The organism is Microcoleus sp. N3A4 (genome assembly GCF_036701805.1).
In the GTDB taxonomy this organism is placed as follows: domain Bacteria; phylum Cyanobacteriota; class Cyanobacteriia; order Cyanobacteriales; family Microcoleaceae; genus Microcoleus.
Genome location: NZ_JAUBRJ010000013.1, coordinates 60,347 through 82,562, shown reverse-complemented (window position 1 = coordinate 82,562; position 22,216 = coordinate 60,347). Strand labels below are relative to the sequence as shown.

The window sequence follows — 22,216 nt, the reverse complement described above, 5'->3', positions numbered from 1 at the left end:
GCCGTTGCCTGTGAGAGTCGGATTTTTGGCAATTGTGACAGCATCTCCGTAGGTTTGAGGGCCGATTGTCTTGACATTGCCATTGAGTGTAGTTGTGCCACCAACATTAGTGGTGAAACTGGTAGCCGTGACAGCATTAAATGTAGCTGTACCAGCACTCTTGACGGTGATATTTCCTAATGGTGTGGTGTTGCCTATTGCCGATTTAACTGAAAAGTTTACTGTACCTGTTTCTAAAGTGAGATTGCCGCTGCCATCAATGTTATTGTTAAACAGAATATTGCCACCTGCTGAATTGCCATTGCTGACTAAGACACTATCTCCAACTAAGATATTGCCGTTAATTGTGATATCTTGAGATTGGGTGGTAATATTGCCATTTAAGTTATTAGTTGTAGCATTGAGAGTAATTGAAGCATTATCAGTTCCCGAAATCGATTGATTGGGATTGACAAAAATAGTGCCTTGAGTATTGAAAGTCACAGGATCTGCAAAAGATACTGGCAAATTCTCTACAGTGATATTGCCTGTAGTAGTGTTCCCTCCGAAAACAATGGCACTAAAGCCATTACGCAATGAAGATAAAAACGGTGTTCCTACATCGATCGCCTGCGGATCGTCACCAAGTCCAGTCTGGAAGCGGATTCCTACATTCGGCGAAAACGGCGCAATTGAAAAAGTGCCTTTACCCTGCACGGAATCTGTTCCCGAAAAGCCAATCTCATTGCCGCTAATGCTAATATTTCCAGTACCGGGCAATCCATTACCATCAATGCCATTTATCCCAACTTGATTGGGAGTTGCGATCGCGATATCTCCACCGGCACCGGAACTAGAACTAGAATTAACTACTCCTGAGTATGCAAAAATGTTGCCTGTTTTGCCCGTTAGTGTGATGTTTCCGCCATTGCCAGCAGTGGAACTGGAGTTAAGATTACTAGCATTAATATTGTTGGCACTTAGTGTAATCGGGCCACCATTTCCGGTACTAGATGTGGTATCAATTGCCCCTGCACTCGTATCAATATTGCCATTGTTGCTGGTAAGGGCGATCGCACGTCCGGAATTCGTAATATCGCCCGTGGAAATATCGCCAGTTGTGGTGATACTTATAGCGCCTGTGCTGGTAATATTGGTATTTGCATCTACTGCAAGTGCAGCCAAGGGAGTAGTGCCACCTACAGGCCCATTAAAATTTACAGTGCCAGTAGTAATGTTTAATTGATTGTTGCCGTAAATAGTGCCATCAACAGTCCCGCCAAAGGTAATCTCTCCACTTTTCGCGGTTCCTGAAGTTGTGATGTTTGTAATGGATTGAGTGAGGATGACTTTTGTTGGGAAACTGATACTGTTACCACTTCCAGTTTGAGCAGATGCATTAATATTACCACTAAGGGTAATATTGCTCGTACTCGGATTAAAAGTAATTGTTCCTGCTGTACTGCTGCTAGCAGTTGAATTTGTACTGGAATTAATCCCACCTGTTGTAATGCCACCTGGAGCCGTTAGGGAAATTGCTCCTCCATTTCCTGACTCAGAAGAGGAATTTAATAATTTGCCAGTGGTGTCAATCGCGCCTATTCCTCCGGTAGAGAGGGTGATATTCCCTCCCGTACCTGCACCTGATGAAGCGGAATTTAGACTAGCACTAATGCTACCACCAGTAGTTGAGACGGCGATCGCGCCTCCATTTCCTGACTGAGAAGCGGAATTTAGATCGGCAGTAATGTTACCACCAGCAGTGGAAAGTGCGATCGCACCCCCATTTCCTGACTGAGAAGCGGAATTCAGATAGCTATTAGAGGTGTCAATCGCGCCTGTTCCTCCGGTGACAGAGAGGGTGATCTTTCCTCCCGTACCTGCACCAGAGGAAAGGGAACCCACAACACCAGTAGTAATGTTACCACCAGCAGTGGAAAGTGCGATCGCACCCCCATTTCCTGATTGGGAAGTGGAATAGAGAGTTCCAGCAGTCGTGTCGATCGCGCCTGTTCCTCCGGTGACAGAGAGGGTGATTTTTCCTCCCGATTGACCACCGGAAATCATAAAACCAGTATCGATCTTACCACCAGCAGTGGAAAGTGCGATCGCGCCCCCAGTTCCTAATGGTGAAGAGGACTCCACAGATCCAGCAGTCGTGTCGATCGCACCTGTTCCCGCAGTAACAGAAAGGGTGATGTCCCCTCCCGTACCTGCTGCATTCGAATTGGAAAGAAAGTCGCCAGTATTAATGTTACCACCCGCCGTTGAAAGGGCGATCGCTCCTCCATTTCCTCCTGAAGTGGATTGGGAATTAATTTTTCCCAAAGAGGTGTTGATATCATTGGTACTGGTGAGGGTAATATTTCCGCCGTTAGTAGTAAGGTTGGCATTGACTGATATTGCATTACTAGCATTTAACGCGATCGCACCATTGCCCTGATTACTAATAGGTTGATTAACAGTAATATTATTATTCGCTTGCAGCGTCAGAGAATTACTATTATTCCAAGCAACGGGAGCACTTACTGTAATGTCGCCTAAACTGGCAAAACCCGATGCAGTGGAAATAGTGACATTGCTTAAACCCAGTTGCGTTTGCAGCGTCCCATTATTGATTGTAGAAGTAGCACCCGAGGGCGTAAATACTCCCCCTGCTGAAAAACTGTCTCCTACAGTATCCCCACCTGTACTAATAGTGATATCAGTAGGATCTAACAATAAAGTTCCAGCAATCCCAAAGGTCGATCGCAAATCAACTAATCCTTGAAAATCCAGCGATTGCTTTCCCGAAACTTCCACAAAGCCGCCATTCCCAGAAAACAAGCCACCTCTCGCCGTAATATTCCCATTAAAGCGAGTAGTTTCATCAGCCCAAACTATCACTCGCCCGCCATTACCATTGCTAACAGCATCAGCATTAATCGTCGAGTCGCTGCTGACAAAAGTCCGCGCAGCATTGGGCACCGTCCCCAAACCCTGATAATCTCCCCCAATCAGTACATTACCTGCGCCGTTAACACCAGAAGCATCGATCTTGCCCGCAATAACACCTACTTTGTCACCCAAGATGTTAACGTTGCCGCCAGTGTTGCCAGAGACATTGAGAGTGCCGGATGCGATCGCAGTTCCCCCAGTTACCGGCACAGCAACATTCCCCGTCAACACAACTTCGCCATTGGGATTTACCGTCAAACCCGTTGCCTGTGCCGCACCTTTTCCTGTCAGCAACTCCGGCAAAGATAACACCGGCTGCGTCCAATTGTTCGGCAGCGAACTTTGAGTTGCTGTCGGCTGAATATCCAAACTCAATAAATTTCCCGCTTGACTGATCCGCACCAAATTGTTACCGGGTACAGCGCTGATGAGAATACTGCCGCTAGGCGCAGTTAGCTGACCGGTATTGACAACCGTACCTCCGACCAAAGTTAAACTTTGACCTGGTGCCACCGTCAAATTGCCTGCATTAACAATGCTTCCTCCTGGGAAATTTGCAAACGCAAAACTGTTCGGCGTCCCAATTAATGTTGCCCAGTTGTTGTTGCCGATCGCGCTAAACCACTGATTGTTCCCAAAACCAATGCCTGTCGCCGTAGTAGCGTTAAAAGATCCAGGCACGTTGAGACTGGCATTCGGCCCGAAAATTATGCCGGCAGGATTCATCAAAAATAAATTGGAATTGCCGCCCGTAACTTGAATTAAGCCATTGATTAAAGAAGCATTACCCCCAGTAATCCGCCCCAAAATATTTTGAATACTGGGATTTGTCAGAAAGTTAGCAGTTTGACCTTCGCTGAGGCCAAACTGAGTAAAACTGTGAAAAAGATTAGCCCGATCTCCGCTGAAAGACCCCCCGGAAATGTCGTAGCGGTTGCCGCTGGGAGTAACAACTGTGTTAGTGCCGTCTGGTGCCGGGGCGATGGGTTGCGCGTTTGCCGAACCCGCCGCTGCACTCAGCCAGCCAACAATGAATAACCATCCGAGTAAATGCAGTCTGTTGGCTGTCATTGTGTTTAAAGATTGTGATTAAAGTGCGATCGTATTTATTGATCCTATTTTTACTCATAAAAATTCCTCATGTCAATAGGATAGCCCGATTTTTTATAATTGAATAATTAAGAGTGGAAGCCGAAGGAAATGTATGTGTTTAATTACTAGGATTTACGTAGAAACAGTTTTTTTTACTAACACTCAAGCGCGGGCAATAAAACTTGGTTTCTTGTTTCCACTTTCACTGTTTCCCTGACAAGCGAATTTCAAAGGTGGTACCCGCCACGCGATCCGTGGAATCAATCGAAAGCATCTGGAATCTAAAATCCTCAAGCCCCCGACTCGATCCGTGGAGTCAATCCAAAATCTCAAATCTCAAATCTCAAATCGAATGACCCAGCCCAAAAATGGATACTTGCGAACGTTGTGGTGGAGAGATCGAAATTTTAGACTCTTGTTGAAGAGCCCAGATTCATCTGTCGAGTAAATCTCAATTCTCAAATCTCAAATCGACTGACGCAATTACCTTAACAACCGGGTTTAGGCGTCCGCGACTGTTGGTGAAAATATGGCGCGGAACCCGAGGTTTAGAGGTTTAAAAACTTGGAATATTAGTCAAAAGTACGTAAGTATAGATCGCCTGTTCTCCCGCTTGCTTTGAGTGGCAAAAACTCGCTTAAATTCTTACTCGCGGCCGCTGCTGTCTTCTGCACCGGGCAAGCAGCTTGCAGCCCGCTTTGAGAGGCAACTGACCGAACAGCCGACTTTCTCTCAAAAACTTTATATTTTTTGGACGATCTTTACCAAAACTTTATAAAGCTTGAGTAAAATTTTTATGTATTTTTGATGAAAGCTAATATTTGCAAGTCTTGCAGTCAGCTTGAGACCGTTATCGGCACGAATCAATGTAGTAGCTTGGAAATGGAGACTGGGTGAAAATCTTGCTGTAACAGATTAAAGTGTGGCACTCTAGTATCAGTGAAAACTCTTAGAACAACAAGCACTGATTTACTCAAAGAGACACCTAGGTAAGCTCGGTCTGTAGAGTCACTGCTGTAAAGTCTCTTTGCAGCTATGACGATCGTCCTAAATATCACAGGCTGGCGATCGTCTGTTCGCGTCACGGCAACATGGCATTTTCCACCTTACTACCCAATAATACTGGAGGAATCAGGGTTATGACTACCTTAACGCTAGTCAAAAAAACATCTTTTACAGTCGCCAGCTTGGCAAGCACAATTTTGCTCAGCATCTGCACGCCCGTCCGAGCTTTCATGTTTGGCACCAGCGGCATCCAGTTCGATCGAGATACAAATATAAATTTTACCTTCGACCAATCTCACGGCAGTTACAAATCCACCTTGTCGATCGCCCAAGCTCTGCCAGGAAACACTGGCTACACCAACATCGCCATACTGTTTTCCGAGATCCAACCCTCAGATAACGGCAACGCCGATGAATGGAAGGGAAGCTTCGGCAGCGGTGTCACCTCCGACAACGGCTCCATCACCCAAACCTTCACATTTTTGCAGGATGAAATTTATGCCCTGCTGCTGTGGAGCGACACCGGCACCGGCCAACAATTGGAGCAGTACGTCTCGTCAAGCACCTTCATGAATAGCCCGGAATGGTTTGCCGCAGGCACCGAGTTCCGGAGAGATGACTGTCTGGTGGCGGGCTGTCAGCAAGCCGTATTTGGCGACTTTAAGCTCGACTACAGCTCCAACGACTCATTTACAAACATCAACGGCGGTAAAGGCCCAGACCAATATTCATTGCTCACAATGAGCCAACTGGCTCAGGGCACAAAAATCTCCTTCGACGATGCTGGAGGAGAAAACGACGTTGACTACCAAGACTTCACCGTGTCGGCTGAGTTAGCCCCCGAACCAGTCACAGTGTTCGGGACTATTCTGGGGATCGGGGCTTTGGCTGCAGCTCGCAGGAAAAAAAAGCCACAGCAGCAACCAGAAAAATGACTCTTAACCAGCCCCATACAAATCTAAATAGTGCGTCTGTTCAGTGGTACTCTGAGGAATAGCATTTCTAAATGTTAAGAGTTTTTCCAATATCGGAAAAATAGCATCCTAACGAAGGCACTATTCATGGTATCCACCGCAACAAAAACGAACGTAGGCTACATCACCCAAATCATCGGGCCGGTTGTAGACGTAAAATTCCCAGGCGGCAAACTGCCCCAAATCTATAACGCTCTCACAATTTCCGGCAAAAACGAAGCAGGTCAAGACATTGCTGTTACTTGCGAAGTTCAGCAACTGCTCGGAGACACCCAAGTGCGTGCAGTTTCGATGAGTACCACCGACGGCTTGGTGCGCGGCATGGAAGTAGTAGATACCGGGGAATCGATCCAAGTTCCCGTCGGAATCCCAACTCTCGGCCGCATTTTTAACGTCATCGGCCAACCCGTAGACAACCTCGGCCCGGTCAATACTTCCGAAAGTATGCCCATCCACCGCAACCCGCCGGCTTTCACCGAACTGGAAACCAAGCCTTCGGTGTTTGAAACTGGGATCAAGGTGATCGACCTCCTGGCCCCCTACCGCCGCGGTGGCAAAATCGGTTTGTTCGGTGGCGCAGGCGTCGGCAAAACCGTGATTATGATGGAACTCGTGAACAACATCGCCAAGGCTCACGGCGGCGTGTCCGTGTTCGGCGGTGTGGGCGAGCGCACCCGCGAAGGTAATGACCTCTACAAAGAAATGATCGAGTCTGGGGTTATTAACGAAGAAGACCGCAGCAAGTCAAAAATTGCCTTGGTTTACGGTCAAATGAACGAGCCGCCTGGTGCTCGGATGCGCGTGGGCCTGTCGGCTCTGGCGATGGCCGAATACTTCCGCGATATCAGCAAGCAAGACGTGCTCTTGTTCATTGACAATATCTTCCGGTTCGTGCAAGCGGGTTCTGAGGTATCGGCTCTGTTGGGTCGGATGCCTTCGGCTGTGGGATATCAGCCGACTCTCGGTACGGATATGGGCGACTTGCAAGAACGGATTACTTCGACTACCGAAGGTTCGATTACTTCGGTTCAAGCTGTGTACGTACCTGCGGATGACTTGACTGACCCCGCACCGGCTACAACTTTTGCTCACTTGGACGCTACAACTGTGTTGTCTCGCGGTTTGGCTTCTAAGGGTATTTATCCGGCCGTCGATCCGCTGGATTCTACGTCTACAATGTTGCAAGTTAGCGTTGTCGGCGAAGAGCACTATGGTGTTGCTCGTCAGGTGCAGTCAACTCTGCAACGCTACAAGGAATTGCAAGACATTATTGCAATTTTGGGTTTGGACGAGCTGTCGGAAGATGACCGCTTAACAGTGTCTCGCGCTCGCAAAATTGAACGGTTCTTATCGCAGCCGTTCTTTGTGGCGGAAGTGTTTACTGGTTCCCCCGGTAAGTATGTCAAGCTGGCAGATACGATTAAGGGCTTCCAAATGATTCTCGCTGGTGAACTTGATGAGTTACCAGAACAAGCTTTCTATCTGGTGGGCGACATTAGCGAGGCGATCGCCAAAGCTGAAAAAATGAAAGCTGACGCCAAGTAATTTTAGTCATTAGTCAGTAGTCAGCAGTCAGTAGTCATTAGTCAGCAGTCAGTAGTTATTAGTTATTTGTTATTAGTTATTGGTTATTGGTAACAACTGACAACTGACAACTGACAACTGGCAACTGATAACTGGCAACTGACAACTGACAACTGACAACTGATAACTGACAACTGACAACTGACAAGTGACACTTTATGACATTAACTGTGCGCGTAGTTGCCCCAGACAAAACTGTTTGGGATTCTAATGCTGAAGAAGTAATTCTGCCGAGCACCACAGGCCAATTAGGTATTTTAAGCGGTCACGCTCCGATGTTGACGGCTTTGGATACCGGAGTGATGCGCGTCCGTCCCGCCAAGGAATGGGTGTCTATTGCTCTGATGGGTGGCTTTGCAGAAATCCAAGAAAACAAAGTTACTATTCTTGTCAACGGCGCTGAAAAAGGCGAAACCATTGATAAAGAAGCTGCTCGTACTGCTTACACCGAAGCAGAAGCTCGTTTGGAAAAGTCCGGTAGCGGCACTTTGCAAGAGCAAATTCAAGCTAAACAAGCAATCAAACGCGCGAGAGCTCGTTTCCAAGCTGCCGGCGGCACGCTCTAGCGATCGCGCGCGGGTAGGAACACAACATTGTTAATTGGTGTCAAGTTAAGACTGAAAACCTTATGTATCTCTCGTTTATGCCCCAGTCTAGATCCCCCCTAACCCCCCTTAATAAGGGGGGAACTCGAAGCACTCAAAGTCCCCCTTATTAAGGGGGATTTAGGGGGATCTAGACTCAGGCAAAAGCGATATTTATCCGGGGTTTTAAGCTGGTTGTTGACACGAATGAACATTACTGTGTCCCTAATGTTTTGCTAAACTCCCACCTCAGACAAGAGAAATTGCATTGTTTCCCAAGATAACCCCTGCTGAAGATAGCGGGGGTTATTTGGATTGTAGGGACTCTCCAGCCGATCGACACTGACAATTTTTGCTTCCTCCGGCAAAACTGGCACTTCTGGATCGCTTGCGGTCGATCGCGTCAGAGAGCTAGAAAAGCCTTTAAAAATAGCAATTTCATCTAATTCGCCGTCTATTTGGGCTTTGACGATTAAAACTTCGTGCGATCGTTTTACCGTGTATTGTTCCAAGCGGCGAGCAATAGAGTCAGCCATAGCAAATATCACTTTCCTGAAACCTGCTATAATATAGCTTAATTTTGCGGCTAATTTCAGGGACAGACAGCTAAATTTTTATTTTTAATTCAGACCTTTTTTGACATCAGGAAGTAAGCTGACATAATATAAATACTGTAAAAAAATTCTGGAATATTTTTGTCCTGCAAAACCTACTTATACGATATTTTATGAACCACATAAAAACTAGGTTTCAATTATCGTTTTGCATTAAAAATATTATTAAACGACGTTTTGCTTGGGGATATACGCTGCTATTCATGCTCGTTTTTTGCTTGAGTTTAGCTCTGGGAAGTTGCAACTCACAGCTAATAAATAACTCTACAGCAAAAACCCAAAATGCACCATCAAACTTAACAAGAGTTGTCAGAATCGGCCATCAGCGTTTCGGAGCGCTCTTTTATCTCAAAGCTAAAAGCTCTTTGGAAACCCGTTTAGCAGAAATAGGGTGGTCTGTAGAATGGACGGAATTTGCCGCAGGGCCGCCAATTTTAGCAGCAATAGGAAAAGGAAAAATCGATCTGGGTTATGCAGGAGTTGCGCCGCCAATTTTTGCCCAATCAGACGGCGTACCTTTTGTTTATATTGCTAATGATTCAGCTTTACCTGGAAGCATTGGCATCATAGTTCCTCAAGATTCTCCAATTCGGACTCTAGCGGATCTCAAAGGCAAGAAAATAGCAGCAACTCAGAAAACCGCAGGTCACTATTTGTTAATTCGGGCGTTAACTCAAGGCGGCTTGCAGTTAAAAGATGCCAAATTGGTCGATTTGCCTCCGCCAAAAGCTCAGGAAGCATTTGTGAGAGGCGAGGTTGATGCTTGGGCGATTTGGCAGCCATTTCTAGCTCAGTTACAGGAAACTATGCCTGTTCATTTCTTGACTAACAGCGACGGACTGATGAATGATAGAAACTTCTATTTAGCCAGTCGCTCCTTTGCTAGCGACTTTCCCGATATTGTTAAAATAGTGATGGGAGAAACGCGACAGATGGCTACTTGGATAACTAAAAATCCCCAGCGAGCAGCGGAATTTATCAGCGCTCGAACCGGAATGAAAATAGCCACAGCTATCATGTTAACCAAAAGCCGCCGCTACGATGTGCTGCCAATTCAAGACAGGGCTGTTGAAGAACAGCAGCGGATTGCTGAAATTTTCTTTCGCTTGGGACTGCTTCCCGATCGCCTTTGGATTGAAGATGTTATTTGGAAACAAAAATTAGATTTATAAAACCAGAACTCAGGCAAAGGTATCGATAAATCAACGGTTGCGATTCCGCAAGTCTTAAAAAGGCAATTTGGTGTATCCTATAGAGTGAGATCGAACTGTTAACTAGCAGAATCAAATGTCATCAATTGCCAATCAACTGCGTTACGGTTTTGTCTCGATTGTTGTGGCAAGCGTATTGATGGCGGGAAGTACCTTAGCTTACCTCAGCTTTCGGGGACAAATAGAACAGACAAAACAGCTTCAGTACGAGCGATCGCAAGCTGCTGCTGTCCAAATTAGCGCTTATCTGGATAACTTGCAGCGCCAACTGAATTATTTGTCAGAATTGCGCGGTTTAACAGAATTTAATCCTGAAACTCAGCGCAGCATTCTCGAAGGATTGGTCAACAGCAACAGCGCCTACGAAGTGGTCGGAATTTTCAACAGTAAAGGTCAAGTAGTACAGGCGATGTCGCCTTACGAATCTTTCTCGATTTCTACCTTAAATTTAGCAGGTATTTCAGCAGAAACACCTATATTTTGGCAGACTTTTAGCCAAACTCAAAATTATGTTAGTCCAGTAGATGTCGATTTAAAAACAGCGGTGAATGTTGTTAACTTAGCAGTGCCTGTTCGCGATAATAACAATCAAATTGCCGGAGTATTATTTGCCAGAGTTAGTCTCAATTTTTTAACTCAAATTGCCGCCCGATCGCAAGTTGGAAAAACTGGATACAGCTACGTTCTCGACCACCGCTCGATGCTGATTTCGGAAACCGGAAGCAAAATTAATCCGTATTTACTGCAAGATTTGAGAGGGCGGCCCTTTGTGCGAGAGTTATCCAAATTAGCTTTAGCTTCGGGGATTCAATCTCCGATCGTTTATCGAGGCTTGCGCGGGGAAGAAGTCACGGGTACGGGTGCGATCGTGCGGAGGGTGCAGTGGATGGTGGTTGTAGAGCTACCTACTGCCGAAGCTTACGCCCCCGTGCGATCGCTCCTATACGTCATGGGTGCAGTTACCCTTGCCAGCGCCCTCGTCGCCGTGGGCTTGGGAATTGCTTTTGCTCGATCGATTACAAATCCTTTGAAATGCCTAACATCTGCCGCTACTAAAATGAGTAGCGGAATGTTTGAAACTCGGGTAAATATTGCGGCATCAAACGAACTCGGAAAATTAGCTAATGCTTTCAACAGCATGGCAGGTCAATTGGAAGTATCTTTCACAAAATTAGAGCATCAAAATGCCCAATTGCAGCGACTTGACAAACTCAAAGACGAATTTTTAGCCAACACTTCTCACGAACTCCGCACCCCGCTTAACGGCATTATCGGTTTAACTGAATCTTTGATCGACGGTGCTACAGGACAATTGCCAGAACAGACTATTTCCAATCTGGAAATTATTGCATCTAGCGGCAGAAGACTGTGCAATCTCATCAACGACATTCTCGATTTCTCAAAGCTGAGACATAAAAATATTGAACTGCAAATCAAGCCGGTTGGCATCCGAGAAATTGTCGATATTGTGGTGACTCTTTCTCTACCTCTAATTGGTACAAAAAATTTGCAGTTAATTAATTCAGTCACTCGCGACATTCCCCTCGTGGATGCCGATGAAAATCGAGTGCAACAAATTCTTTATAACTTAATCGGAAACGCGATTAAATTTACCGACAATGGTACTGTAGAAATTTCGGCTAATGCGATCGGCTTGGATTCGGCACCTTTGACAGACAAAGAAAGTTCAGTAACAAGTCAGATTCAATCTTTAATTGTCAGGTCAAAACTGCAAATTACTGTATCCGATACTGGTATTGGCATTGCTGAAGATAAATTAGAACGAATTTTTAAATCTTTTGAACAAGCAGACGGTTCCACTGCTAGAGAATACGGAGGAACTGGTTTAGGTTTGGCAGTTACAAAGCAGTTGGTCGAACTGCACGGCGGCGAAATACAGGTATCTTCAAAACTAGGTATTGGTTCGCAGTTTACCTTTAGTTTGCCAATCTCTCAAAATCAGTACATTGAGCGCAAGCATTTGCCAGCAACGGTTCGGCCGTCTTTAGTTTCAAGAACCAACGATCGCCAGTTAATAACTAATGCAACTGCTGCACCAAGTTTTAACGATCGCAGTTTTAGCGACGATCGAGAATGCCAAGAAAAGAGTCTGGTGAAAATCTTGATTGTAGATGACGAACCTGTGAATATTCAGGTACTGGCTAACAATTTACTTCTCGAAAAATATGCGCTCGCCAAAGCTAGCAGCGGTAGAGAAGCTTTAGCCCTTATAGACAGAGGCTACAAGCCCGATCTGATATTGCTAGATCTCATGATGCCGCGGATGACTGGTTACGAAGTTTGCGAGAAAATCCGGCAGAAATTCACCGCTATCGAAGTACCAATTGTGATGCTAACCGCCAAAAATCAAGTATCTGACTTAGTGCAAGGTTTCAATGCAGGAGCCAATGATTTTTTAACTAAACCGTTTGTCAAAAATGAATTGCTAGCCAGAATCAAAACTCACATCCGTCTGGCAAAAATCAATGCAGCTTACGGTAGATTTGTCCCCCACGACTTTCTGCGATTTTTGGGACACGAAAGTATTGTTGATGTCCGACTAGGCGATCAGATTCAGAAAGAAATGACAATTTTATTTTCTGACATTCGCTCCTTTACGACTATATCAGAAGCGATGACTCCTCAAGAAAACTTTAATTTTATCAACAGCTATCTCAGCCGAGTGAGTCCGGTAATTCGCGCTCACCAAGGTTTCATCGATAAATATATTGGCGATGCGATTATGGCACTATTTCCTGAGTCGGCAGACGATGCTGTTCGCGCGGCGGTGGAAATGCAAAAACAAGTTATTATTTACAACCAGCACCGACGACTAAGCAATTACGCACCGATTACGATCGGCATCGGTTTGCACGCGGGTAGTTTAATGTTGGGTACGATTGGGGAGCAAGAACGGATGGAAAGTACGGTGATTGCTGATGCGGTGAATCTCGCGTCTCGTTTGGAAGGATTGACTAAGGTTTACGGAGCGGGAATTCTAGTTAGCGATTCAATTTTAGAGCGTGTGGGCGATCGAGAAAAATACAAGTATAGATTTGTCGATCGAGTCACAGTAAAAGGCAAAAAATCTGCCGTGTCGGTGTTTGAAATTTATGATGCTGAAACAGAACAAAGCATTAAACTCAAGCAGGAAACTGCTGCTGCATTTCAAAAAGGTCTGGATCTTTATTTCGACCAAAGTTTTACTAAAGCGCAAAAAATATTCAAGAACATTTGCGAAACAAATCCTCAAGATAAGTTAGCAGCAATCTACTGCCAGCGCTCTCTGAAGAATCGAATGTATGGAGTGCCTGAAGGATGGTCGGGGATAGAAGCTTTGGATGACAAGTAGTAAAATAAAAGTAGCATTAAGCTGAGGGTCAAAATTTTTATGTGTTTATCCGGTTTTTTGTACCTGGTCTCAGTGATAATACATTCAGGCCGAAGTATTCGGCCCCAAAATTGGGAGTTTTCCTGAAAGATACGCCGTCGAGCACGCTGCTTTTGACTTCAAACTCAAATCTACTGCGGAAAGCTATGCGAGAAAGAAACCCGGTTGATCTGAAAAATCTCAGGTTTGACAGGGATTCAGGAAGAAACCGAGAATCGGTCGTTCCTTGCGTAAATTTTGTTTAAGTACAAAATGGTTTACAATACTTAACAGCGGTGCAGATTCGATCCGAGTGTCAACTGTGTCTTTGAAGCTAAATTAATGTTATGTCAACTCTTTCTATCAAGCGCTTAGTTACCAAACTTGCAGGAAAAGCGACGCTGCAAACTGTACTCATAGTTCCGTTTGTATTGCAAGTATTTGCAGCCGTGGGAATTGTGGGATATTTATCATTTAGGAACTCTCAAAGAGCAGTTAATGACCTTGCCGGTCAGTTGATGGGGGAGGTGAGCAATCGCATCGAGCAAAATTTGAGAACTTATCTGCAAACTCCGCACCAAATCAATCAAAGCAAGCTGGATGCAGTGAAACTGGGTTTTGTGAACATGAAAAACTTGTCAGCTTGGGAAAAGTATCTGTGGCGGCAAGTGCAATTATATCCTTATATCAATTTTACGTCGATCGCTAATTCAGATGGAGAATATCGCACCGGCGAAAAGATGTCGAACGGCACTTTATTGATTAACGCATCGGGGCCGTCTACAGGTTTTGATTTTTATTCTTACAATACTAATGATACGGGCGATCGCACGACAGTAGCAGCCTCCGTCAAAAACTTCGACATCCGACAGCATCCTTCCTACAGCTATGCGGCTTTAGAAGCCAAACCAACTTGGAGTTCAGTTTATGTATCCTTCCTAGAACCCACATTGATCGTCAGCGCGCTGCAACCAGTTTACAACAGCCAGAAACAGTTAGAAGGAGTATTAATTGCTGCTTTGCGTCTCGACAGTATCGGTCAATTTTTAAACAGCCTCAAAATAGGCAAATCCGGTCAAACTTTTATTATCGAAAGAAACGGCACGCTGCTGGCAACTTCCACACCCGAAAAACCTTTCCGCACCCAAAACGGTCAAAAAGAACTGTTTAAAGTTACAGAAAGCAGCGACGCAGTAACGCAAACTACAGCTAAATATTTAGAAAGTCACTTTCAAAACTTGCAGCAAATTAGCAAATCGCAGCAAATAAATGTTGAGATAAACGGTCAGAAGAAATTTTTAAAAGTCCTGCCATTCCAAGACGGCAAAAGTTTAGATTGGCTGATTGTCGTCGTCGTTCCCGAAGCCGACTTTATGGAACAAATCCATGCCGGCAACCGAACTACAGTTTTCCTGTGTCTGGCAGCTTTGGGGATGGCAACTGTTCTAGGAATTCTCACTTCTCGCTGGATTATCAAACCTATTTTAAAATTAAAAGATGCAGCAATAGCTTTGTCTGAAGGACAATTTGACAGAACTGTAAAGCTCGATCGTTCCGACGAGTTGGGCGTACTTGCCACTGCTTTTAACAGCATGGCAGCACAACTGCAAGCATCTTTTACTGCCTTAGAGACTAAAAATACCGAATTGCAGCGACTGGACAAACTAAAAGACGAATTCTTAGCCAATACTTCCCACGAACTCCGCACTCCCCTCAACGGCATTATTGGTATTGCAGAATCTTTAATAGACGGTGCTACCGGACAACTACCAGAATCAACAAATTTTAACTTAGTTTTGATTTCATCGTCTGGAAAAAGATTGTCTTCTTTAATTAACGACATTCTGGACTTTTCTCAGCTCAAACACAAAACTATAGAACTGCAAATTAAGTCCGTCGGTATCCGAGAAATAGTCTCTGTTATCCTCACCTTATCTCAGCCATTAGTAGGCCAAAAAAACTTGCAGTTGATTAACTCAGTCCTTCCCGAATTGCCACCAATAGCAGCCGACGAGAATCGCTTGGAGCAAATACTTTACAACTTAATTGGCAATGCGATTAAATTTACCGAAAGCGGCACCGTTGAAATTTCAGCAGAATTGGTAACGGACAACGAACAATCACCGCCTAATTCCCAATTATCAATTACTGTATCCGATACCGGCATTGGCATCCCCGAAGATAAATTAGAGCAAATTTTTGAATCCTTTGAACAAGCTGACGGTTCCACTGCTAGAGAATTCGGGGGCACGGGTTTAGGTTTGGCGGTTGTCAAGCAATTAGTTGAATTGCACGGAGGGCAAATTCGGGTATCTTCAACGGTAGGCGTCGGTTCCCAATTCACCTTTACTTTGCCCGTATCTGATAGTCAGCCGGAATTTAGCAGCAGACAGCCGCGTTTAACTGAGGGATCTCGCATTTTGATAACTCCTGAATTCGCATTCCAATCATCTATAATAAATTCTCAGGTATCAGACAAGAGCGACTTGTTAGAAAATCAAAAAATAAAAATTTTAGTAGTCGATGATGAACCCATTAATATTCAGGTTATCATCAACAGTCTTTCTCTAGAAAACTACGATATAACTCAAGCGAGCAACGGCTTAAAAGCTTTAAATCTGATTGAATCAGGATTTAAGCCAGACTTAATTTTACTCGACGTAATGATGCCGCTGATGACTGGTTATGAAGTGTGTCGAGAAGTCCGCAAAAAATACTCGCCTTTAGAACTGCCGATACTGATGCTGACGGCAAAAAATCAAACTACCGACTTGGTAGAAGCTTTTAATTTAGAAGCAAATGATTATGTAACTAAACCTTTTATCAAAAAGGAATTGTTGGCGAGAATTAACACGCAAATTCGTCTGGCAAAACTGAATGCAGCTTACGGCAGGTTTGTACCCCACGATTTTCTAAGCTTGCTGGAAAAACCGAGTATTATTGAAGTAAAATTAGGTGACAATCAGGAAAGAGATATGACAGTGCTGTTTGCTGATATTCGCTCATTTACGGCGCTTTCAGAACAGATGACACCGGCAGAAAATTTTGCATTTATTAATACTTACTTGGGAAGGGTTAGCCCTGCTATCAGGAAAAATAACGGGTTTATTGATAAATACATTGGTGATGCAGTTATGGCACTGTTTCCTACATCTCCCGAAGATGGTGTGCGAGCAGCAATTGATATGCAAAAAGAAGTGAATGTCTACAACCAGCAGCGAGAAAAAAATGGTTTGTGTCCGATCGCGATCGGCGTCGGTTTGCACGCGGGCAATTTGATGTTGGGTACAATTGGCGAGCGAGAACGGATGGAAAGTACCGTGATTGCTGATGCGGTGAATCTCGCCTCTCGTTTGGAAGGATTGACTAAGGTTTACGGCTCGGGAATTCTAGTGAGCGGTACAATTATCGATCGCCTCGACGATCCAGAAAAATATAAGTACAGATTTGTCGATCGAGTAACTGTGAAAGGAAAAACAAATCCTGTGTCGGTGTTTGAAATTTACGAGACAGAAACAGAGCAGAGCATTGTACTCAAGCAGCAAACTATGGAGATTTTTCAAGAAGCTCTCAATTTTTACTACCAGCAAAAATTTGTTGCCGCCCAAAAACTATTTGAGAATATTTTACAAATCAATCCTGACGATCGGGTAGCAATGCTGTATTTCCAACGCTCTCGCAAGTATCGGATGTACGGAGCGCCGGATGGGTGGTCTGGGGTGGAAACTTCGACGGAAAAATAGGGCGCGCACTGCACGCCCTACTCTCTTTAAAAGATGGTTGCACAAACTTTAAAATATAGTTGTACAAACGCCGAATTTATTCCAAGTTTTGGGGCCGACAATGCCATCAGCAAGAATTTGTTTTTGAAGAATGAAAATTAATGACGGCTTGTTGGGTTTTTGCGCCAAATACTCCATCAGTATTTACAGAAAATCCGCTGGCGCTCAAGAGCCGCTGGAGGTAACGGACATCCTCATTTTGGGTGACGGCATCGTTGCGTTTGAGTAGGGGAAAATAACGGCAGGAAGGTAATTCAATGCGAATTGCGTTTGTGGTTTGCATGGTTTGATTCTCCATTGGTTGTTTGCAAGTTGTTTAAAAGCACAGAAGTGCGGAAAAGATGTTAATTAATAGTCCTGGATGCACTTTTGACGAGCATAAACGAGGTTTTGGCTTCGCTCAACCACCAGGTTTTTTAGCGTTTCTGGGGGCGTAAAGGAAGTATTCCTGTGAAAAAACCCAGTTTCTTGCTACCCGTGCGCCTAGGATTAGTTAACTTGGATTTAACATCCGGGTTCACCCGTATAACAAGCGCCTAATAGACTCCAAGTTTTCGGGCCGACAATGCCATCAACAGCAATCTTATTTTGCTTTTGAAATTTGATGACTGCTTGTTCAGTTTTTGTGCCGAAGAATCCATCTGTTGTTAGGGGATCTCCCTTTTTAACTAAGGATTGTTGGAGATAGCGCACGTTTTGATTGGCAGCGGTGCTATTATTTCGTTGCAGTGTTGGGAGTGAAGAGCAAATAGGTAATTGAGCGTAAATTGAATTTGTGGTTTGCATGGTTTGATTGGGGATTAGTGGTTTGCAAGTTGTTTGAACTTGCTATTCCCCAGTTGTAGCTGTGGGGGAAAGTGCTTTAACAGTCGCTTTTTATAGTGACGCTTGTCTGGGGTAGCTCAGATGAGTGACAGCCCGCTATCAAATCCGTTTTGTACAAAGTAATTGTCATATCAAATCCGGTAGCATCGGAATTAATGTTACCCACAGTCAGGACACCGCGAGAGCCTTAGTCCCTACAATTAATCGGGGTAGGGACTAAGGCTCTCGCGGTGTCCTCTATATAATTCCGGTGCAACCGGAAACAATATCAAAGGCAAACAGCAGCGAATTTCCATTTTTTATCAACTTTTAGCTGACCAGACGGGAATCCCCACACTATATCGCTTCGATTAGTGTGGGATGACTCGTCGTGTGAGGTGAGGATTCCACCCGTTGACCAATTCAATATACAGTTTTGAACCGTGAACGGGTGGATGACAAGACGAACAACATCTTTATTTAATAAATTAATTTTACTGTTTAATATAATTATTCAATTGCTTGACAATGTAGAGGATTTTCTGGTATTTTCGTAATAATAAATGCGTAAAAATCGTAACGCAATGAAGACAACATATCAGTATCAGTTTGATCCCGACATCAAGCAAAAGCTAACTCTTAACCATTGGCTAAGGATTTGCCGTTACTGGTATAATCGCCAGCTAGGCGATCGTTTTGATTGGTGGGAAATGAACCGCACTACTGTAAATGCTTGTCCGTTGATTGTTAGTATCTCTGCGCCTAGGGAAAAACCCAACTACTACTCACAAAAACAACAATTGCCGATTATTAAAAAGGATTTAGTAAAAGTCTTTCATAGTGGTGAGCTACTAGATTTTAAACAAGTAGACTCAACCATCTTGCAAGATGTTTCTAAGCGAGTAGATAAAGCCTTTGAACGGTTGATCGCTGGGGACAGCAAGGGTGGGCGATCGGGTAAACCCCGATTCAAGACTGAAGCGGATTATCGCACAATGATTTTTTCGACGGCTAACAGTGATTGGATTAAACTGGTTCGCAAGAATTGGATGTATGTTCGATTGCCAAAGTTAGGTGTCGTAAAAGTTCGGATGCACCGCTCAATCCCTGATGGATTTACCATCAAGCAAGCTAGTGTTACTAAGAAGGTTGATGGTTGGTTTATTCAGTTAATGCTTGAAGATGCTTCTGTTCCCGAATTCACTTTTGACAAGGTTAACCCTACATGGGATAACTCAGTGGGTTTGGATGCAGTGCTGCACGAAGATGTTTATTTGGCAACCTCTTCAGGTGAAAAGCTACCCTCGTTAAAACCACTTCGCAAAAATCAAGCCAAGTTAGACCGTATTTCGAGAAAGCGGAACAAGCGGAAACGAGGCAAAGCAGCTAGGCGCAAATTAGCCAAAAAAGAAGCTAAACAGCACCAAAAAATAGCTCGTTCTCGTCAAGATTTCCACTATAAGACGGCTCACAAGCTTGTGAGGTCAGGCGCTAAGTTCTATTTTCACGAAGACTTAAATCTCAAGAGCTTAACAAAACGGAATAAAGTTAAGCAAGATGATGAGGGGACTTACCTACCGAACGGTCAATCAGCCAAATCAGGACTAAATAAGTCTTGGTTGGATGCTGCATTTGGTCAATTCTTTAAGACGCTGGAATACATAGCCGAAAAAGCTGGATCAGTCGTCGTTTCGCAAAAACCTGCATACACCTCAATGCTTCTGTGCTATCGGAATGAAATTGTTTTCGCAGATTGTAATATTCGAGAATATTGGGATGAACAACATTCTTTAATGGTCGATCGTGATATAAATGCCGCGATTAACTTGAAGAAACTGGGGTTGGACATTTTCCCCAGTATAAAACGCCGTAACGGGAATCTTTCTGTAGTAGGAACTATGGATGACAGTACCGTGAAGGAAATTTTGCATACCCTTCATCGGGCTGCAAGAAGCCCACATCATACTGTACTCAGTTGATGTGGGAGATGTCACAGCGAGTCAACCATTTGATAGAAAAGGGCGTTGCGGAAAATTGGTCTGGGATTGGGACTTTAACTTAGAAGTGATATCGTAGAATCGGTAGATAGTAGATTTGCGGCTGTCAAACAACTTGACAATTGAATCAATAACAATTTCTGTAACTATCGGGTTAAAGTCCGAAATAAAGCCGTCGGCGTCCAGATTTTGCCTAAAAAATTCCTTAGCTCGATCGCACTGATAGCGCATTTCGTCAAAACCAACAATTTTCACCACAAACGTTGTCAGCGGCGAGTTCTCCAAATCGGTATTAGAAATGCTTTTTGCCCGCCCATTTTCTAATAAATTCAATACTTCCGCTTCTAAACCACTTTTAGGTTTGTAAGGTTTTTCTATTTCTGGAAAAAAGCTTTCCAGGCGCATACATCGAGTAGTTCGATCCGGAAGTTCTCCCATCATCATCGCCAGAGAGACATCGAGTCCAAAACCCGAAGCAAGAGCTTCCAGCAGGGCGGTAGCAGCCAGTTTCGACCCCAAATAAAGCTTCGCAATTTCAAGATTGTACTTAGCAGTAGTTTCCCAGCGCTGATAGGTGCGATCGTCTGGATATCCCTGAAACTGCCGAAAAATCACCTCTGGCTTGAGATTGTTCAGAAAACCTTCCATCTTCAGCAAAGCAACTCGGTAGTCGCGAACCGTGTAAAAACCCCAGGAGGTGAGATTGTGATTGGTTTCCGGCAGTAAATTCCAGGTATTTGCCAAAAAATGGGCTGAACTCTGGTGAGCAAAACTGCTCACATCCCGGTTAGAAATTCGCACAGCTTTTTTCACCGTTTCCCGCATTTCCTCGTCAGTCAAACTGAGTTTAAACAGGCTATTTATTGCTTGCAAGCGGTCATAAAGGTGCTGGCTTACCGTTACTCCCCACTCGGCGGAACGAAACGGAATTGTGGCTTCAATGCAGGCTGAAATTTGAAGCAATTGCTCGCGTTTGAGAAATGGTTCTAGAGCTTTTGCTGCTACCAAAGCGCTGAGAAATTCGTTTTGTCCTGTGAAAGGATTGAGCACTTCCCCCGGTACAAAACCGAATACCAGCATTACCATCTCGAAAATAGCATCCGCAGAAAGTTCAGATTCCTCCCGAATTTGTAGCTGTTTGTTCACCTCTTTTGTAACAGGAGTGATGTAGTAGCTGACGTTAAAGTTAATGCTGTGATCGACTTGCACGTAGACGGTATCGTGAAATAAAGCTGCCAAAACCTCGATCGCGTCTTCATTTCCCCCCACATCAAAAATATGTTCGGGAGTGTGAAAAAACCGCCAGGGCCCCATCATCGGCTGAACTATCAGTTCGGCAATCCAAGCGAGTTCAGTTGGTTCGACTTTTGCGTCCAGGCGATCGATCGCCCAAGTCAGCCTTTCTAAGCACTGTAAGTATGCCTGTTTGCTATCCATCACAGTCTTTTCCAATAACATTACTGTCACGCCAGCGGTCCTGTTGTTAGTTTGATTTTTTCGTAGATGTGCCCCGGCTTTTTTGATTTGGGATTTTTGAGTTTTTTGTTGAAGACTTTAGCTAGAATTTAGGAGGCAAATACTTACTTAAAATCACTTAATTTCCGGTAGCTGACCTCCCCTGTTTTCCCAGTCGAATTAGCACAAAGTATGACAAGTAAATTACATAAATTGCTAAACCTATCAGACCCAACAATCCCAAAAATTGAGGGTTTGCTGTAGCGTGAAACATCTCTTTGTAAAGCCAAGGCGGGTCTAACCAAACGCGGCAAAAAGGTTCGTCAATTACCTGAATTTGAGATTTAAAGGCACAGCTTAAGAAGGGAATTTGAGCGATCGCGCCCAAACCGCTGTAAACAGTAATCGCCCACCGCCAAGCTGTAAAGGCTAACTTCAAAGGCGACTGCGGGCGATCGGCAATTTCTTCGTTTAAATCCTGCCAAAACCACAGACAAGCAGGAATCAAAGCCCTCCCCATCACCGACGACACAAAGCTAACAGGCAGCGCAGCCATCATCAGGTAAAGTGTAATAGCCAGCAAACTCGCCACCCGCCAATAAATAATCGACAAACGGACGATCGCCTCAGCTTTTGCAAAAACAGCCCAAATCAGAACTACCAGCGGGATCGAAATTGTTAATAACACAGACAACCGGTAATCCATCCAAACTAGCGGTTGAAACCAAGGCCCGGTGGCTGCCAATAAAAGACTCAACATCTTTGGGAAAATATACTCACTTATTTATGACAAATTCTACTTTGACACTCTGTGCACTTTTGGTGACA

14 protein-coding genes are annotated in these 22,216 nt (G+C 44.4%); 8 read left to right on the top strand and 6 right to left on the bottom strand.

From position 1 onward, the window contains the following. Window positions 1–3,987 (bottom strand): two-partner secretion domain-containing protein (locus tag QUA56_RS10365; RefSeq protein WP_333356737.1); only part of this gene is annotated, 3,987 nt, incomplete at its 3' end. Window positions 3,988–4,630: 643 nt separating this feature from the next. Here QUA56_RS10365 and QUA56_RS10360 point away from each other — a divergent pair. The 4 genes from QUA56_RS10360 to atpC all read left to right on the top strand — a co-directional run bounded on the left by QUA56_RS10360 (window position 4,631) and on the right by atpC (window position 8,137). Continuing rightward, window positions 4,631–4,786, top strand: a complete 156-nt coding sequence (locus tag QUA56_RS10360; protein ID WP_333356734.1) for a hypothetical protein — start codon at window positions 4,631–4,633, stop codon at window positions 4,784–4,786. Window positions 4,787–5,147: 361 nt separating this feature from the next. Continuing rightward, complete coding sequence (locus QUA56_RS10355) at window positions 5,148–5,948, top strand: PEP-CTERM sorting domain-containing protein (RefSeq protein ID WP_333356732.1); 801 nt, start codon at window positions 5,148–5,150, stop codon at window positions 5,946–5,948. Between the two features lie 126 nt (window positions 5,949–6,074). Then, entirely contained in the window at window positions 6,075–7,532 is a 1,458-nt protein-coding gene (atpD, locus tag QUA56_RS10350) for a F0F1 ATP synthase subunit beta (protein ID WP_333356730.1), read from the top strand. A 197-nt stretch (window positions 7,533–7,729) separates the two neighbouring features. After that, window positions 7,730–8,137 carry an ATP synthase F1 subunit epsilon gene (gene atpC / locus QUA56_RS10345; RefSeq protein WP_333356727.1) on the top strand — a complete coding sequence of 136 codons (408 nt, stop codon included), beginning with the start codon at window positions 7,730–7,732 and terminating at the stop codon, window positions 8,135–8,137. 254 nt (window positions 8,138–8,391) lie between these two features. Here atpC and QUA56_RS10340 read toward each other — a convergent pair whose 3' ends face one another. Beyond that, a complete protein-coding gene (locus QUA56_RS10340) occupies window positions 8,392–8,691 on the bottom strand; it encodes a DUF7734 family protein (RefSeq protein ID WP_333356724.1) in 300 nt (99 codons plus the stop codon). 191 nt (window positions 8,692–8,882) lie between these two features. On the opposite strand from QUA56_RS10340, the gene QUA56_RS10335 reads away from it, so the two are divergent. From QUA56_RS10335 to QUA56_RS10325, 3 genes are all read left to right on the top strand, one after another. Next, window positions 8,883–9,941, top strand: coding sequence for an aliphatic sulfonate ABC transporter substrate-binding protein (locus tag QUA56_RS10335; RefSeq protein WP_333356722.1), 1,059 nt, complete (start codon window positions 8,883–8,885; stop codon window positions 9,939–9,941). Window positions 9,942–10,056: 115 nt separating this feature from the next. Beyond that, on the top strand, window positions 10,057–13,332 hold the full coding sequence (locus QUA56_RS10330; RefSeq protein ID WP_333356719.1) for a response regulator: 3,276 nt from the start codon (window positions 10,057–10,059) through the stop codon (window positions 13,330–13,332). 365 nt (window positions 13,333–13,697) lie between these two features. Beyond that, complete coding sequence (locus tag QUA56_RS10325) at window positions 13,698–17,093, top strand: ATP-binding protein (RefSeq protein WP_333356716.1); 3,396 nt, start codon at window positions 13,698–13,700, stop codon at window positions 17,091–17,093. Between the two features lie 106 nt (window positions 17,094–17,199). Here the strand turns inward: QUA56_RS10325 and QUA56_RS10320 are convergent, their stop codons facing one another. Together QUA56_RS10320 and QUA56_RS10315 are read right to left on the bottom strand one after the other, a co-directional pair. Beyond that, window positions 17,200–17,415, bottom strand: coding sequence for a peptidoglycan-binding domain-containing protein (locus QUA56_RS10320; RefSeq protein ID WP_333356713.1), 216 nt, complete (start codon window positions 17,413–17,415; stop codon window positions 17,200–17,202). Between the two features lie 221 nt (window positions 17,416–17,636). Then, complete coding sequence (locus tag QUA56_RS10315) at window positions 17,637–17,918, bottom strand: peptidoglycan-binding domain-containing protein (protein WP_333356710.1); 282 nt, start codon at window positions 17,916–17,918, stop codon at window positions 17,637–17,639. Window positions 17,919–18,520: 602 nt separating this feature from the next. On the opposite strand from QUA56_RS10315, the gene QUA56_RS10310 reads away from it, so the two are divergent. Then, on the top strand, window positions 18,521–19,915 hold the full coding sequence (locus QUA56_RS10310; RefSeq protein ID WP_333356707.1) for a transposase: 1,395 nt from the start codon (window positions 18,521–18,523) through the stop codon (window positions 19,913–19,915). A 21-nt stretch (window positions 19,916–19,936) separates the two neighbouring features. On the opposite strand, the gene QUA56_RS10305 is transcribed toward QUA56_RS10310, so the two are convergent. Together QUA56_RS10305 and QUA56_RS10300 are read right to left on the bottom strand one after the other, a co-directional pair. Continuing rightward, the gene (locus tag QUA56_RS10305) at window positions 19,937–21,391 is read right to left on the bottom strand and encodes a hypothetical protein (protein WP_333356833.1); all 1,455 of its coding nucleotides are present in this window, start codon (window positions 21,389–21,391) and stop codon (window positions 19,937–19,939) included. 136 nt (window positions 21,392–21,527) lie between these two features. Continuing rightward, window positions 21,528–22,148, bottom strand: a complete 621-nt coding sequence (locus QUA56_RS10300) for a DUF3177 family protein (RefSeq protein ID WP_333356704.1) — start codon at window positions 22,146–22,148, stop codon at window positions 21,528–21,530. Between the last annotated feature and the right edge of the window lie 68 nt (window positions 22,149–22,216).

Coding starts and splice junctions, on each gene's coding strand:
- QUA56_RS10355 (WP_333356732.1), top strand. CDS start 5,148: ATGACTACCTTAACGCTAGTCAAAAAAACATCTTTTACAGTCGCCAGC.
- atpD (WP_333356730.1), top strand. CDS start 6,075: ATGGTATCCACCGCAACAAAAACGAACGTAGGCTACATCACCCAAATC.
- atpC (WP_333356727.1), top strand. CDS start 7,730: ATGACATTAACTGTGCGCGTAGTTGCCCCAGACAAAACTGTTTGGGAT.
- QUA56_RS10340 (WP_333356724.1), bottom strand. CDS start 8,691: ATGGCTGACTCTATTGCTCGCCGCTTGGAACAATACACGGTAAAACGA.
- QUA56_RS10335 (WP_333356722.1), top strand. CDS start 8,883: ATGAACCACATAAAAACTAGGTTTCAATTATCGTTTTGCATTAAAAAT.
- QUA56_RS10330 (WP_333356719.1), top strand. CDS start 10,057: ATGTCATCAATTGCCAATCAACTGCGTTACGGTTTTGTCTCGATTGTT.
- QUA56_RS10325 (WP_333356716.1), top strand. CDS start 13,698: ATGTCAACTCTTTCTATCAAGCGCTTAGTTACCAAACTTGCAGGAAAA.
- QUA56_RS10320 (WP_333356713.1), bottom strand. CDS start 17,415: ATGCAAACCACAAACGCAATTCGCATTGAATTACCTTCCTGCCGTTAT.
- QUA56_RS10315 (WP_333356710.1), bottom strand. CDS start 17,918: ATGCAAACCACAAATTCAATTTACGCTCAATTACCTATTTGCTCTTCA.
- QUA56_RS10310 (WP_333356707.1), top strand. CDS start 18,521: ATGAAGACAACATATCAGTATCAGTTTGATCCCGACATCAAGCAAAAG.
- QUA56_RS10305 (WP_333356833.1), bottom strand. CDS start 21,391: ATGTTATTGGAAAAGACTGTGATGGATAGCAAACAGGCATACTTACAG.
- QUA56_RS10300 (WP_333356704.1), bottom strand. CDS start 22,148: ATGTTGAGTCTTTTATTGGCAGCCACCGGGCCTTGGTTTCAACCGCTA.